Source organism: Oleiphilus sp. HI0125 (assembly GCF_001635355.1).
On the sequence record NZ_LWGF01000540.1, the window covers coordinates 1 to 13,942 of the forward strand.

The 13,942-nt window shown below is 44.6% G+C and carries 15 protein-coding genes and 2 pseudogenes; 9 read left to right on the plus strand and 8 right to left on the minus strand.

The genetic code is table 11. The features are described 5' to 3' along the window. The coding region (locus A3762_RS06770) for a diguanylate cyclase domain-containing protein (RefSeq protein WP_156493307.1) at positions 1 to 197 on the plus strand (197 nt) is incomplete at its 5' end. 31 nt (positions 198 to 228) lie between these two features. Here A3762_RS06770 and A3762_RS06775 read toward each other — a convergent pair. Next, complete coding sequence (locus A3762_RS06775; RefSeq protein WP_068754631.1) at positions 229 to 1,041, minus strand: DUF1338 domain-containing protein; 813 nt, start codon at positions 1,039 to 1,041, stop codon at positions 229 to 231. Positions 1,042 to 1,189: 148 nt separating this feature from the next. Next, the gene (locus tag A3762_RS06780; RefSeq protein WP_082868984.1) at positions 1,190 to 1,447 is read right to left on the minus strand and encodes a DUF1127 domain-containing protein; all 258 of its coding nucleotides are present in this window, start codon (positions 1,445 to 1,447) and stop codon (positions 1,190 to 1,192) included. A 258-nt stretch (positions 1,448 to 1,705) separates the two neighbouring features. Between A3762_RS06780 and A3762_RS06785 the strand changes: the two genes are divergently transcribed. Together A3762_RS06785 and A3762_RS06790 are read left to right on the plus strand one after the other, a co-directional pair. Next, positions 1,706 to 3,139, plus strand: coding sequence for a PLP-dependent aminotransferase family protein (locus A3762_RS06785; protein ID WP_068754633.1), 1,434 nt, complete (start codon positions 1,706 to 1,708; stop codon positions 3,137 to 3,139). Between the two features lie 8 nt (positions 3,140 to 3,147). Then, on the plus strand, positions 3,148 to 3,624 hold the full coding sequence (locus tag A3762_RS06790; protein WP_156493308.1) for a DUF6231 family protein: 477 nt from the start codon (positions 3,148 to 3,150) through the stop codon (positions 3,622 to 3,624). Positions 3,625 to 3,750: 126 nt separating this feature from the next. Here A3762_RS06790 and A3762_RS06795 read toward each other — a convergent pair whose 3' ends face one another. After that, complete coding sequence (locus A3762_RS06795) at positions 3,751 to 5,679, minus strand: nucleoside-diphosphate sugar epimerase/dehydratase (RefSeq protein ID WP_231878750.1); 1,929 nt, start codon at positions 5,677 to 5,679, stop codon at positions 3,751 to 3,753. Positions 5,680 to 6,012: 333 nt separating this feature from the next. Here A3762_RS06795 and A3762_RS06800 point away from each other — a divergent pair, with 333 nt between their 5' ends. Next, complete coding sequence (locus tag A3762_RS06800) at positions 6,013 to 6,384, plus strand: hypothetical protein (protein ID WP_068754639.1); 372 nt, start codon at positions 6,013 to 6,015, stop codon at positions 6,382 to 6,384. A gap of 38 nt (positions 6,385 to 6,422) precedes the next feature. Then, positions 6,423 to 7,049, plus strand: coding sequence for an adenylyl-sulfate kinase (cysC, locus tag A3762_RS06805; RefSeq protein WP_068754641.1), 627 nt, complete (start codon positions 6,423 to 6,425; stop codon positions 7,047 to 7,049). Between the two features lie 349 nt (positions 7,050 to 7,398). Here cysC and A3762_RS28280 read toward each other — a convergent pair. From A3762_RS28280 to A3762_RS28290, 3 genes and pseudogenes are all read right to left on the minus strand, one after another. After that, positions 7,399 to 7,527 (minus strand): annotated as a pseudogene (locus A3762_RS28280) (MBL fold metallo-hydrolase RNA specificity domain-containing protein); the annotation flags it as partial. A gap of 15 nt (positions 7,528 to 7,542) precedes the next feature. Next, on the minus strand, positions 7,543 to 7,842 hold the full coding sequence (locus tag A3762_RS28285) for a hypothetical protein (RefSeq protein WP_255375037.1): 300 nt from the start codon (positions 7,840 to 7,842) through the stop codon (positions 7,543 to 7,545). A 9-nt stretch (positions 7,843 to 7,851) separates the two neighbouring features. Next, positions 7,852 to 8,586 carry an MBL fold metallo-hydrolase gene (locus tag A3762_RS28290; protein WP_068754645.1) on the minus strand — a complete coding sequence of 245 codons (735 nt, stop codon included), beginning with the start codon at positions 8,584 to 8,586 and terminating at the stop codon, positions 7,852 to 7,854. A 99-nt stretch (positions 8,587 to 8,685) separates the two neighbouring features. On the opposite strand from A3762_RS28290, the gene A3762_RS06820 reads away from it, so the two are divergent. Further along, entirely contained in the window at positions 8,686 to 9,603 is a 918-nt protein-coding gene (locus tag A3762_RS06820; RefSeq protein ID WP_068754646.1) for an SGNH hydrolase domain-containing protein, read from the plus strand. A gap of 4 nt (positions 9,604 to 9,607) precedes the next feature. Here A3762_RS06820 and A3762_RS06825 read toward each other — a convergent pair whose 3' ends face one another. Then, entirely contained in the window at positions 9,608 to 9,790 is a 183-nt protein-coding gene (locus A3762_RS06825) for a sugar transferase (RefSeq protein WP_068754648.1), read from the minus strand. 118 nt (positions 9,791 to 9,908) lie between these two features. Between A3762_RS06825 and wecC the strand changes: the two genes are divergently transcribed. From wecC to A3762_RS06845, 3 genes and pseudogenes are all read left to right on the plus strand, one after another. Continuing rightward, positions 9,909 to 11,114, plus strand: a complete 1,206-nt coding sequence (wecC, locus tag A3762_RS06830) for a UDP-N-acetyl-D-mannosamine dehydrogenase (protein ID WP_068754650.1) — start codon at positions 9,909 to 9,911, stop codon at positions 11,112 to 11,114. Beyond that, positions 11,114 to 12,265, plus strand: a complete 1,152-nt coding sequence (gene wecB, locus A3762_RS06835; protein WP_068754652.1) for a non-hydrolyzing UDP-N-acetylglucosamine 2-epimerase — start codon at positions 11,114 to 11,116, stop codon at positions 12,263 to 12,265. The genes wecC and wecB overlap by 1 nt, the downstream gene beginning before the upstream one ends. Beyond that, positions 12,265 to 13,329: pseudogene (locus A3762_RS06845) on the plus strand (acyltransferase family protein). The gene wecB and the pseudogene A3762_RS06845 overlap by 1 nt, the downstream one beginning before the upstream one ends. Here the strand turns inward: A3762_RS06845 and A3762_RS06850 are convergent. Further along, the coding region (locus A3762_RS06850; protein ID WP_068754658.1) for a DegT/DnrJ/EryC1/StrS family aminotransferase at positions 13,326 to 13,942 on the minus strand (617 nt) is incomplete at its 5' end. The pseudogene A3762_RS06845 and the gene A3762_RS06850 sit on opposite strands and share 4 nt — an antisense overlap.

Below are 13,942 nucleotides of genomic sequence, written 5' to 3' on the forward strand. Positions count from 1 at the left end.
TTGAACAGCTCTCTAGCATCGTACTAGAACCGCAAATTCATTGTTCGGCCAGTATAGGCGTCGCGGTACATAGCGCCTTGATTCCATCGCCTGATGTGTTAATCAGCGACGCGGACACCGCCATGTACGCAGCGAAAGAAGCGGGTAAAAACCGTTATGTTATCTTTCAAGACGACAAGCATCGCATCGATTCATAATAAGAAAAATCTGTTAAACAATCACTAGAACTTAGTTGTTTCTAACGTTCGTACTTTCAAAAATTTTATTCGCATTGCCCTCTACAAAACCCGAAAACTCTTCGCCCGAAGGTAAAGGGTAGCGTTTCGCAAACTCATAAAAGACACTCGGAATGCCGTACTTCCCCTCTTGGAATTGAATAGATACTTTGTCGGCCAAAGTGGATGACTGTTCCAAATAAATCTCTGGGCTTCCTTTTACTTTTCCACCCGCGCTATTCAATTGATAACCGTGATCTTCTAAAAACGCATTTAACACGTGAATATCATTCAAGTTATCTACATCACTTAGAGAGTTAACTTTGACCGTAAAATGGTTTGGCACAAAGCCAAAGACATAAAACCACGCCGCATATTCTGATTCTTGTAAAAGAGTCTGATACACCGAGTACGAAGGTTGGCCCCAAGACGCACCCGACACGGGTAACAAAGCATCCGATATTGGCTGATAACGGTCTACTAATTCTCGAGAGATAAGATCCTGCAATTCTGTCGAGCACTGTTCGAGCAACAACTCACTAATGAATACCTTTGGTGCATCGGCGATGTTTGAATGCTCTAAATGCAGCGCATCCAGTTTCTTTTCTTTGAAATGATAGCGTTCTTTCACCTCATAGCCGATCTCCTCAAAGGGACCACAAAGTTGGCCTAAACCAAACTTGGAATGCTTGAGGGTTCGCAGCGCAATATGATCATTCAACAGACCAGAAGAATGCTGCGCAAGCAAAGTTCGCATCTCAAGAACCTTCGGATTTAACTTGCTATATGCCGCCCAACATTCTGAAAACATGGTCTCGATATTCATATCGCTCCTTTTTATCAATGAAATAACTGACATGACTACTTTTAGCTGCTTTTAACTACTTTTAGCTACTCAATGCGTTGCAGCTTTGAAGTAGAGCTTAAATGTAGCGTTGTTTTCGTTGATAAGCGAATGATCGCAAAGCCCAACCCTATTCTTTCCAGAATGGCTTGTTTGCTTCATTAAGTACATCCGCGCGAGATAGTCCAATATCTGACAATGCCCGTTGATCGAGTTGCGCTAATTGCCTACGTTGCTGGGCGCGCTGCACATACAAACTGACTATTTCTAATAGTCGCTTATTTTGCAGCCTAAGCTTAGCCAATTTGAAAATACGAACGACACATCGAGCAGAAACTACACGCTCAAATGCTGATAATATTGGGTATCCGTTCACGAATAATCGCATGATCTAACTCCTCTATATGTAATTCGCTGATAAACCATTGCTGAACAATTGTTGCTGCAATCGCCTCTCATTAATAAGTGAATGGGATAAGTGCATGAGACAAGTACAACAGCATGGGAGTTAGATTAGTCCTTTAAGTAAAAACCAAACAGATTCAAAAATAAAACCTTTAACCATAACAGTTGGTTGAAAAACGGAATCTGTTTCCTTTAAACTGAGCCAATCTGTTATGAATATCCATAAAAAATAGAAACTGTTATGAGCAATCCTATTTATCAGCGCCTAGCCGACAACCTTGATGACCAGATTCGTCAAGGCATCTATACAAATGGCGAAAAGCTCCCGTCAGTGCGTAAGCTCGCGCAACAGCAAAGTGTGAGTGTCTCAACGGTATTAATGAGCTATAACTTGCTCGAAGATAGAGATTTAATAGAGGTGAGGCCTAAGTCAGGTTATTACGTCAAAACACCCTTAAAGCAATCTTTTGAGGCACCTCAACTCAAGCATGGCTCCGTAACACCAAAGCTAGTCAGCACATCACAGCTTGTAATGGACGTAATGCAAACATCCTCAATGGCAGGCGCAATAAGCTTTGGCGCTGCATCACCTGCGGCGGACTTCCCTATTATTCAACAACTCAAAAAGAGCTTTGGGCAGCTTGTGCGCAGTACACCCTTTTTAGGTCAAGGTTATTGCACCCACAAAGGAGATGAACAGCTTCGTCGCATGCTGGCGCAACGCGCAGCAGACGGGCATGTATCGGTTACCGCAGACGATATTATTATCGCCTCTGGGTGTCAGGGCGCGATTGGTTTATGCCTCAAAGCGCTGTGCAAGCCAGGCGATATTGTCGCAGTGGAAAGCCCTTGTTATTACGGCCTACTGCAATTGGTCGAATCGCTTAGCTTAAAGGTCATTGAGATCCCTTCTGACCCGAAAACAGGGATGAGCATTGATGCACTTCAGTTAGCACTGGAACAATGGCCTATCAAAACCGTACTTGGCGTACCGAACTTCAATAATCCGCTCGGCGCGCAGATGCCTGAAACGGCCAAGAAAGCCCTCGTCGAGCTGATCAACCAATATCAAATTTCATTTATTGAAGACGATATATATGGTGAGCTTGGCTACACGCATCAACGCCCGCGCGCAGTAAAAAGCTATGACACACAAGATCGTGTGCTGCTATGTTCATCCGCCTCAAAAATGCTCGAACCACAATTAGGTTTAGGCTGGATTATGCCGGGGCGATATATGCAAGAGGTCGAATATCAGCGATTTCTGAGCGCATCAAACCAATTCTGCTTACCTCAAATGGCGGTTGCTGAGGTACTTAACCGCTCTAGTTTCGATCGACATCTTCGCCTTGCGCGCGATACGTACCGCGGTCGACGCGACCACTTCTTCAAGCTGATTAGTGAGCATTTCCCAAGTGATGTACGCTTATCCTCTCCTCAAGGTGGTTATGTCGCGTGGCTTCAATTGCCCGCAGGCTTAAATGCCACAGAGCTGTATTTCGAAGCCAAAGATCACGGTATTATCGTTGCCCCTGGAGAGATTTTTTCATCGAACGCGAATAAGTTTAAAAGCTCGATACGGCTATGCTATTCAAAAGCTTGGACACCAGCGCGAGAAGAAGCCATCGCCTTGCTCGGCTCACTCGTACAAGCCAAAATCAACCACAAAGATTAGATAGACGCATGACTACGAATAACGCTCTTTCTTGCATGATGCATATTATCGAAGAGATCAAACCTAGCCATGTTTTGGTCGCTTCATCTCAGATAGAGGAAATTCTGAAAGACGCCAAAGCACAATGCGTCATACAAGCTTTACCTGCATCAAAAATGCTTGATTTACAGTTAAACTCAGATGACGTGAAAAATGTTGATTTGGTCGTTCTTGGCGAAAACTTGAATCAACTCGAACACGCCAAGATGATTGAAGTCATTGGCGTGTTGAGAAACCACCTAAATGCCAAGATGCTCATTCTCTGCAATGAAGCGTCGACACTATCTTTTAGCGACATGCTCAGTTTAGGATTTAAACGAGAAGAACAGGATGAAAGCGGGCTGATGCTCTATAGCTATGACATTGCCAGCTACAACAAAAAGCGTGAATGGAATAATTCGCGCTTTTGGGCAAATCCAGAGAACTTTAACAAATATCGTTGGTAGCGAAATACATTAGGAATAGAAAATAGCTGGGGTCAGAGTAAAAGTACTCTGACCCCAATATTCAATATCAGCGTCATCCTGCAGCGATGAATGACGTGAGTGCACATTCAGGATCTCTACAATGATCTACCCATTAGAAATATTCGAATTGGTATCCACTTCATTCGCAGGCATCTGCAAATCACGCATACGATCCTGCATAGAGGTCCCCGGCATATCCGTATAGGTTTTATTCCAAACCAAATCACTCAATGAATCAGACGGTTTGTAATCGAGCGGCGCCATCATCAAGACCTCACGCACTGCCTCACAATCAAAGTCTTTGCAAAGCATATCGATACGATCAAGAAGCACCTTCACATCGTCCCAAGCAAGCGATATCTCACGTCCACGCATAATACGCGGATGCGCTGTAGGCATGGGCTCATTACCGATCAAAAGCTCTTCATAAAGTTTTTCCCCCGGGCGCAAGCCAGAGTATTCAATAGCGATATCCCCATCTGGGTTTGATTGATCTTTCAACTCAAGTCCCATTAAGTGAATAAGCTTAACGGCCAAATCGTTAATCTTGACGCTCTGCCCCATATCCAGCAAAAACACATCACCACCCTCGCCCATCGCACCTGCTTGCAATACGAGTTGCGCTGCTTCTGGGATGGTCATGAAGTAACGGGTGATATCGGGGTGAGTCACAGTAACCGGCCCACCTTGCTTGATTTGATCTCTGAACAAGGGAACGACAGAACCAGATGAGCCAAGCACATTACCAAAACGCACCATACAAAAACGCGTACCGGCTTGGCGTTTCGATAAACCTTGTAACACTAACTCTGCCAAGCGTTTCGATGCACCCATCACATTGGTTGGTCGAACCGCTTTATCTGTCGAAATAAGAACAAAGGTTTCTACATTGGCTTCAATGGCAGCCTCGGCAGCATGCCAAGTACCAAATACATTATTGCGAATACCCTCAATGACATTCTGCTCAACCAAAGGCACATGCTTATATGCTGCCGCATGATAAACCGTTTCAACGCCAAAACTACGCATCACCTGCGCCATGCGACGTTGCTTTTGAACAGATCCAACTACTGCATGCAATTCAATATTCAGATCTTTTTTGAGCATATAGCGTTTTAATTCACGCTCTATCTCATACAAGGCATATTCAGAAGACTCAACAAGAATCAATTTTAGCGGAGCTAAACGCACAATTTGGCGGCATAACTCTGATCCAATTGAACCGCCTGCGCCCGTGACCATGACCGTCTTCTTACTGATGCACTCAGCTAACAATTGACGATCTGGCGAGACTTCATCACGACCTAATAAATCTTCGATATCAACATCGCGCACTTCTTCTATTTTCGCTTTTCCAGACACCACATCGTTAATCGCCGGAATGGTTTGCACTACAACAGGGTATTGTTCTAGAAAACGAATCACTAAACTTCGACGTGAACGTGGTGCGTGGCCAAGCGCAAGCAGGACCTTGGTAGCTCCATATTTCGCCAATACTTTTGGCAAGCCCGCAGGACTGTGCACCCGTATACCATTTAGATCTGTGCCATGAAGATTTTGATCGTCATCAATAAATGCAACTGGCTGCATCGCTTTACTATGAAACAACACTGAACTGAGCTGTAAGCCAGATTTACCTGCCCCATAAATCACAATGCGCTCTTTGCTGCGTACCATCGACGTATGCACCAATGATCGCGCAGTCATGCGCGAACCACCCACAAACACCAATGCTAAACACCAGTAAATTAATGGCACAGAACGGGGCATTTCAGCTTGTAGGGCAAATGCTGAAAGTGCAAGTACACAAGCAGAAACGCTCACTCCAGCGGCGACGGCTTTCATGGCATGATTGCTCATGTAACGGATGACCGCGCGATACAAACCAAATTTGGTGAATGCCAGTAAACTGCATGCAACGGTAAGGCACATTGCTAAGACACTCGCGCCTGAATCTGGAACATAAAAAGTATCGAGACGAAGACAGAACGCCATCCAAATCGCAACAGGTAGCGAGATGGAATCTATGAGCAATGAAACAAGTCTTTTTTGATAACGAGGTAAAAAGAGAAGGTTTTTTAGCACGTCCTGCTTATCCCTAGATCACATCCAATGACTGCTTGAGGCATCTTTCGCGCCCTATTTATAGCTTTTTATAGTCAACGAGCGCTGAGCTGTCGAGCAAGAGGGCATTTATTTTTTCGCCAGAAGCTAATTTTTATTGTGAATAACATGCACCAGTTTGTCATAAAGCGAGCCATAGTAAAAGCTAGTTTGTACACTCTCTGTAGATTGGTTATTCTTTGGCCCGTTGCATGGAATTGCCTTGCGCAAGCAACTCTCACCAAAGCCTAAACGGAGGAAGTAATGGCTCGGACCTACGTTTATATACTTGCACGAAAATACACCCACTCGCTCACCGTAAAACAGACAAACTGCTTATTTACAAGCATCCGCTTTTCGCGCGCGAATAACTTCAATGCCGACGGATTTCCGATTGCACGTATTGACGATTTAGTCTATTACGAAGAATATAGAGATAGATTGGTTGCAAATACTCGCTGCAAAGAACTAAGAACAACCGACGAGCCTACTTTGCAAAAAATGGTCGAAACACTTAACCCCCATTGGGATGATCTATGGCCACAGATTTCGATCAGTAATCGATTTGTTGATAAAGCCCTCAAACTTTATCAAAAGACATGGGCGGCAAAGGACAAAAGCTATCGAATTGAGTAATCTTGATTCATGATAATGATCAAAAGTAAGGATGCAGAATGAGCAACAATATTGTTTGGCACAATCAGGCAGTAAGCGCTGAACGACGTGCCGATCAAAAGAAGCAAAAACCTTGTTTATTATGGTTCACTGGCTTAAGCGGTGCTGGTAAGTCAACCGTGGCTAACGCGCTTGATAACGCACTTTTTCAGCGTGGGTATCATACCTTCTTATTGGATGGCGATAACGTACGCCATGGCTTAAACAAAGACCTAAGTTTTTCAGATGCAGATCGTATCGAAAATATTCGTAGAATTGGCGAAGCATCAAAACTTTTTACAGATGCCGGTTTAATTGTGATGTCGGCGTTCATCTCGCCATTTAGAAGCGATCGAAATATGGTGCGCTCATTGTTTGAAAATAATGAATTCATTGAAGTGCATGTCAGCACGCCTTTAGATGTATGTGAAGAGCGGGACCCAAAAGGCTTATACAAAAAAGCCCGGGCAGGCGAGATCAAATTCTTTACAGGAATAGACTCAGCATACGAAGCACCGCAAGCGCCTGAAGTTACTTTGAATACGCACGAGCATGATATCAATGCATGCACAGAGATATTACTGAATTATTTAGAACAACGCGGCTTTATTAAGAACACCCCAGAACAAGCGCAAGACATGGTATAAATCCGACCATACATGAGTCAGATTAAAGATACTCTGACTCAAACAAAGCCCAATCAATAATTACAGCTCTATGCTACAAGTAGGTCAACGGCAAGAAATCTTAAGAAAGGAAAAAGAAATACTTAGAAGAGTATAAGATAGGGACGAACGGGCAACGCCAGCTCATTCACGTAGTCATCCTTGACAGTTGCGACAAGTCCGTTTGTCTTCGCTATCCCTATGATTAGAGATGTTAGAGAATATTCTGGTTGGAAAATATAGGAGATCTCTGAAAGTTTGTAGGATATCTCCTACAAATGGTAAAAAACGCAACATTAGGGTCAGAGTACTTTTACTCTGATTCCAATGTTTAAGGAATTAGAATTTCCGCCTCATTCCCTAACAAAGCCTCAAATTTTGCTTTCAGTGCCGCTTTGGCGTCGTCGTCACCATGCACAATACGAACCTGAGAAGGTCTGCAGCGCATACGCTTGACAAAATTAAGTAGGTCTTTTTAATCGGCATGCGCAGAGTAGCCCGATAGCGCATGCACTTGTGCATTGATGGTATAACGCTGGCCATCTAGCATCACCCAACCGCCGCGCGGGCCGTATTTATGAATATCACGCCCAGGCGTTCCTTTCGCCTGATACCCAACAAACAATACATCAGTGCGTTTGTCTTCAATCAGGGCTTTTAGATAATTCACCACACGGCCACCGGCACACATTCCGCTTGCAGCCAATACAATGGTAGGCCTCGCTGTTTTTGCTAAATACCGAACCGTTAGTTCATGGTCTTCATGACTATCAATAGTGGTGAGTTACTCAAAGCTTAAAGGGTGGCGCCCTGCCCGTACACGCTTTCGCGCCTCCGCATCCCAGTATGGCTCTAGCTTCCGATACACCTTTGTAAATTTAGCCGCCAAGGGCGAGTCGATAATGACCTCAATGTCGTTCCAAATTGCAGTTGTCATATCGGACTCCGATCCGGTATCTGAGCGACCATTTCTAAGATTCCGTGTCGTAGCACGGAATGACGAAGAACTATGGTCATCCTCAACTTGATTCAGGATCTTGTTCCTGTGAATAATCCCCTCAAGCTCATACAAGAGCTCTTGGGTGCGACCAATACTAAAGGCGAGAATCAATACCACACCACTATCCTGCACTGCCCGCTCAATCACCTTCTGCAAGCGCGCCTTACGATTCCGACTCGACTCATGCTCCTTGTCGCCATAGGTACTCTCAATCACCAGAGTATCGCAGCTATAAGGTGCTTTGGGGTTATTCAACAAGGGGGAATACGGCGCTCCCAGATCACCCGAGAACACCACTTTTTGTATTGTATTTTTGTCGTCATTACCGCGCAGGCAGTAATCCATTGCTTTTCTTGATAGGTCAGAAACCTCCCAAACCCGACACTCTACATACGCCGAGCCAAGAATATGTCCAGCCTGCTTAAACTTGATGGAGAGCGCATCGTCTACCTTGCTCCATTGCTTATAAGGCACGGCAACAATGCGTTCTTCCAACACCATCATAAACTGCGCAAGCATGCGCTTGTTACGGGTAAAACCAATTTTTACCGCGTCTTCTAAAACAAGGGGGAGTAACTTTGCAGAAGGCTCTGTACAAATAATCGGGCCGGTATCATTTTGTGTGATTACACGCCTTTCGGCGGAACAATATTATCGAGTACAACAGAAGAGGGCCTTATTCTCCAGGTTGCTCTTACTTGTGTTCTATCAATCGCCAGTTATCACCTAATTGAACTACGCAAACAAAAACGTCTTATAAGCTATATTGCTGCGAATTATGCAGTTGTAATCATTGCAGCATTCCTCGGCACCCAATTTCAGCAACAAGCATTTTCTGCTGATCAGCAGAAAATCTTTGCCGCTTGGGAAGACCGTGCAACTTACCGTTGTGGCAAAATCTTCCGTATGCTGAACCCATCAGAGCGAATATGCTCGATTTCTAGTGCCACGTCCTTGAATGCTCAAGCCGTCCTTATTGTGGGTAACTCTCACGCAGATTCGATTAAAACCAGTTTTAACGAAGTAGCAGAGGAACAAAATTTCAAAACTTACTTTTACGTTACGAACACCCCTCTAATGACCAAAAGAAAGATAACAAGTGATGAAGTGATTACAGATGCCCTTAAAATCAGTTCCAAACGGATTGTTCTACATTTTTCACCGAAGGGGGTAGACAAAGATAAGCTAGAAGATCTTATTCAAAAAGCGGAAGAACATTTAATCTTAGTAACGATAATAGCTCCAATAACAACGTACTCAAAGCACGTACCCAAAGCACTCTTCGCTGAATCTATTGGTGAAGACGATGTCCTAAATAAGAACATCGAAGATTATGAGCAAGAAAACAAAGCTGAATTGACTTACCTAAGAAACTTACTGAAGAATCGCATCGTCGAGACAGCACCGGTATTTTGCACGCCAACTTGTCGGGTCATAAATAACGACAAAGAGCTGCTTTATTTTGATGAAGGACACCTAACGCTAAAAGGCGCCAAAATGCTGGCTGCCGAATACAAGCAAGCTCTGACACTATAGATGATTACTTAACAACCCGATCGCCGGAACCGGCACCAGTCACCGTCTGAAGAATCGGCTTAAAATACATACCTAAGCTAAACCCTTCGATCATGGTCTTATCCCACTTTGCCAATAACTCAGACGTCGACATATCAATTTCATTCACTTGCGCTAAACCGGTAATGCCGGGGCGAACGTTAAACACGTTGCGTTGCTGATTATAGGCTACTCAAGTTAATTAAATAACCGAAAGAAGCCTTAAGCACGTAGCTGTTTCAACCTATACTAGTTGCCAATGAATAATAATTTCTTCTGGGATTTTCATGGACAAGGAATTCAAATCAGTCTGCGTAATGGGCTTGGGCTATATCGGCCTTCCAACCGCTTCTCTTCTTGGCACTAAAGGGTATCAAGTAACCGGCGTAGATGTTTCCCCTTCAGTAGTCGAAACAATCAATCAAGGCAAAATTCACATAGTCGAGCCCGACCTTGATCTGCTCGTTAAATCGGCAGTTAATGCAGGCAATCTAAAGGCTAGTTTGGAGCCCTGCAAAGCCGATATGTTTATTATCGCTGTACCCACACCATTTAAAGACGGATATGTTCCGGATTTGAGTTACGTTGAACAGGCGACCAGAACAATCGCGCCATTCGTTGAGAAAGGCAATCTGATTATTCTTGAATCAACCAGCCCCGTCGGCACAACCGATTTGGTCGCGGAGATTCTTCAGGAGCATGGCCACAACACTGCAGAGGATGTGTTTGTCGCGCACTGCCCGGAGCGCGTACTCCCTGGTCGAATCCTCATCGAACTGGTACAAAACGACAGAATCGTTGGCGGCATCAACGAAACATCAACTAAAGTCGCGTCAGATTTTTATAAAGAGTTTGTGAGTGGTGAGGTGTTAGAAACTTCTGCCAAAACGGCTGAGCTTTCAAAACTCACTGAAAACTCCTTCCGTGATGTGAACATTGCTTTTGCGAACGAACTTTCATTGATCTGCGATAAAGAGCATATCGATGTTTGGGAGCTTATCTCACTCGCTAACCGTCACCCACGCGTCAACATTCTGCAGCCGGGTCCTGGCGTTGGCGGCCACTGCATTGCGGTTGACCCCTGGTTCATCATTCACCGCAATCCTGAGCAATCCAAACTGATCCGTTCTGCGCGCGAAGTAAACGATGCAAAACCGGAATGGGTGGTCAATAAAGTAAAAGAAAAAGCAGAACGCTTTAAACAACCGGTGATCGCCTGTTTAGGCTTAACGTTTAAAGCCAACGTGGATGACCTTAGAGAATCCCCCGCACTTGCGATTACCAAACAGCTCATTGAAGAGAACATCGGTGAAATCATCGTATGTGAGCCCAATATCAAAACACATAAAGACTTTGAGCTCTGCAGTTTTGACGAGGCCGTTGATCGTGCAGACATCCTTCTTTTGCTGGTTGACCACAAACCATTCGAATCACTCTCTGCTGCAAAACTCAGTGAGAAAATCGTAATCGACACAAGAGGCATCGTGAAGTAATGCCGTCTAAAAAGAAACGTGTACTAACTGTATTTGGCACACGTCCAGAAGCCATCAAAATGGCCCCTGTTGTAAAAGCGTTAGAGAAAGAGCCGAAGCTTGAAAGCCTGGTTTGTGTAACAGCACAACATAGAGAGATGCTCGACCAAGTACTTAAGTTATTTGAGATCAAACCGGACTTCGACCTGAATATTATGAAAGCGAGGCAAGACCTGTTTGACATAACCAGTAAGGTATTACTTGGTTTGCGAGAGGTACTACGCGAGAGCCAGCCAGACCTCGTACTTGTGCATGGCGACACCACGACCTGTTTTGCTGCAGCCTTGGCAGCCTTTTACGAAGGCATTCTCGTAGGGCATGTGGAGGCTGGCTTGAGAACCGGTGATTTACGCGCCCCCTTCCCAGAAGAGGCAAACCGCTCACTCGTTGGTAGAATTTCACAATACCACTTTGCGCCCACCTCCACTGCAAAACAAAACCTCTTAACCGAAGGAATAAACGAAAGCGCAATTCATGTAACGGGCAATACCGTAATTGATGCGTTATTGAGCGTGCGCGAAAAAGTAAACCAGATAGCGCCTTCAACCTGGTCACCGAAACTTCCACAAAGCTGTATTGAGAAAATCAAAGATCAGCCTGAGCGCTTTATTCTGATTACTGGCCACCGCAGAGAAAACTTCGGCCAAGGCTTTATAGACTTCTGCGAGGCGCTCAAAACCATCGTACAAGAACACCCTAACTGGTTACTCGTTTATCCGGTACACCTAAACCCCAATGTTCAAAAACCAGTCAACAAAGCGCTTGGCAAGTGCCCAAACATTCTGCTCATTGAACCACAGGACTACCTACCCTTTGTTTGGCTCCTCGATAAATGCGATATGGTGATCACCGACTCAGGCGGCATTCAGGAAGAAGCACCATCGTTCGGTAAACCGGTACTCGTCACACGTGAAGTCACCGAAAGACCAGAAGCCGTTGAAGCAGGCACCGTAAGATTGGTTGGCACCTCCCCCCAGAAAATCATAGCGAATACCTTTGATATTCTGCTGAACGACAGTACCTATAAAACCATGTCGGAAGCGCACAACCCCTATGGCGATGGCGAAGCTGCGCAAAGGATTGTTAAGACTCTTAAGAAGGCCCTAGCTTAATGCAAAAAAACAGGCCACTTTTGAGAAATAACAACTTTGATCTACTTCGATTAATTGCCGCACTCCAAGTGGCATTCGTACACGGCGTTGATCACTTTAAAGTCGAAATGCCAGAAACATTAATGACAGTGATTGCCGCCTTTCCCGGCGTACCGATTTTCTTTGTGATAAGTGGTTTTCTCATTTCCGCTGCTTACGACCGCACCCCATCAATGAGAACTTACGCGATAAATCGCTTGCTCAGAATATACCCAGCCTTATGGTTTTGTTTCATCTTTGGTTTATTTACAGTAATCACTTGCTAAGAAATAGAAGCTTCAGGCACTAACTTTGCGGCTTGGACACTCATGCAGCTAACTGTCGGGCAATTCTATAACCCCGATTTCTTAAGAGGCTATGGTGTAGGAGTACTAAACGGAAGTCTCTGGACTATACCCATCGAACTTCAATTTTACGCCCTACTGCCTCTAATATACTTGGCACTCAGAAGACTAAGTTTCTCAGCTCAAAATATAACTCTTGCCTGTCTTATTTTCGTTATGGTGTTAATGAATCAAATCAACATCAATTTAATTGCACCACAAGATACGATTTACTCAAAATTGTTCGGAGTAACAGTCTTACCATACCTGTACATGTTCTTATTGGGAGTGCTTATCCAAAAAAACTTCCGCCGAGTCCAACCACTTTTCTCGGGAAGGTTCTGGAACTGGCTTGGGTTATTTGTAGTTTGGCTAGCGATTTGTTTTGTAGCAAATCTTCCTTTCCAAGGAAATAGCCTTAACCCAATATCTTCGACATTACTTGGCTGCCTTACAATATCTGCTGCATTCAGTCAGACGAACTTGAGCCATTGGCTGCAGGGTAACGATATATCCTATGGCATTTATATTTACCATATGATCATCGTGAACCTTTTTATTGAAACGTCACCATTTCAAAATAACAAAGTAGCTCTGATAACGATGCTAATTGCGACAATGGCAACCGCACTTGCCTCTTGGAAACTTGTTGAAAAGCCCTGTTTAAAGCTTAAGCAGTCGAGCATCCATAAGCCTACTTAAACGACTGACGACAGCACTCCTTCCAACTCCTCACATACGTCACTCAACTGCTCCTCACTAATCGTGGGATGAACTAAAAACATCAAGCTGGTTTCGCCGAGTTCTTTGGCAACAGGTAAGCGCTCTTTAGGTTTGGAGAGATGATCGTCGAAGGATTTTTCTAGGTAGACCTCTGAACAGGAGCCTTGCATGCAGGGTATACCGGCCGCGTTGATTCGCTCGATCAAGCAATCGCGAGTAATGCCTTGTGGCAATTTGTTAGACTCAACAAATACATAAAACTTGTAATGAGCGTGAACGATGTTGGCTGGAATCTCAGGTACACGCAGGAAATCAAATTTTCGGCAGACATCTGCAATTGCATTCGCATTGCGCGTGCGACCCAATGTCCAATCAGGTATACGTGTTAATTGAATTCGCCCAATCGCTGATTGCATCTCGGTTAAGCGCCAGTTGGTACCGAAAGATTCATGCAACCAGCGAAAGCCCGGAGCATGCTCGCGGTGATAGACCGCATCATAACTCTTACCGTGATCTTTGAATGACCACATCTTTTCCCAAAGGGATTTGTCATTGGTCGTAACCATGCCGCCTTCACCACCAGTGGTCATGA

What these genes read in the sequence shown, in the direction of transcription:
- A3762_RS28290 (WP_068754645.1), bottom strand. Translation starts at nt 8,586, where the DNA reads ATGCTTGCGCAGTTTATGATGGTGTTGGAAGAACGCATTGTTGCCGTG.
- A3762_RS06790 (WP_156493308.1), top strand. Translation starts at nt 3,148, where the DNA reads ATGACTACGAATAACGCTCTTTCTTGCATGATGCATATTATCGAAGAG.
- wecC (WP_068754650.1), top strand. Translation starts at nt 9,909, where the DNA reads ATGGACAAGGAATTCAAATCAGTCTGCGTAATGGGCTTGGGCTATATC.
- cysC (WP_068754641.1), top strand. Translation starts at nt 6,423, where the DNA reads ATGAGCAACAATATTGTTTGGCACAATCAGGCAGTAAGCGCTGAACGA.
- A3762_RS06800 (WP_068754639.1), top strand. Translation starts at nt 6,013, where the DNA reads ATGGCTCGGACCTACGTTTATATACTTGCACGAAAATACACCCACTCG.
- wecB (WP_068754652.1), top strand. Translation starts at nt 11,114, where the DNA reads ATGCCGTCTAAAAAGAAACGTGTACTAACTGTATTTGGCACACGTCCA.
- A3762_RS06780 (WP_082868984.1), bottom strand. Translation starts at nt 1,447, where the DNA reads ATGCGATTATTCGTGAACGGATACCCAATATTATCAGCATTTGAGCGT.
- A3762_RS06775 (WP_068754631.1), bottom strand. Translation starts at nt 1,041, where the DNA reads ATGAATATCGAGACCATGTTTTCAGAATGTTGGGCGGCATATAGCAAG.
- A3762_RS06785 (WP_068754633.1), top strand. Translation starts at nt 1,706, where the DNA reads ATGAGCAATCCTATTTATCAGCGCCTAGCCGACAACCTTGATGACCAG.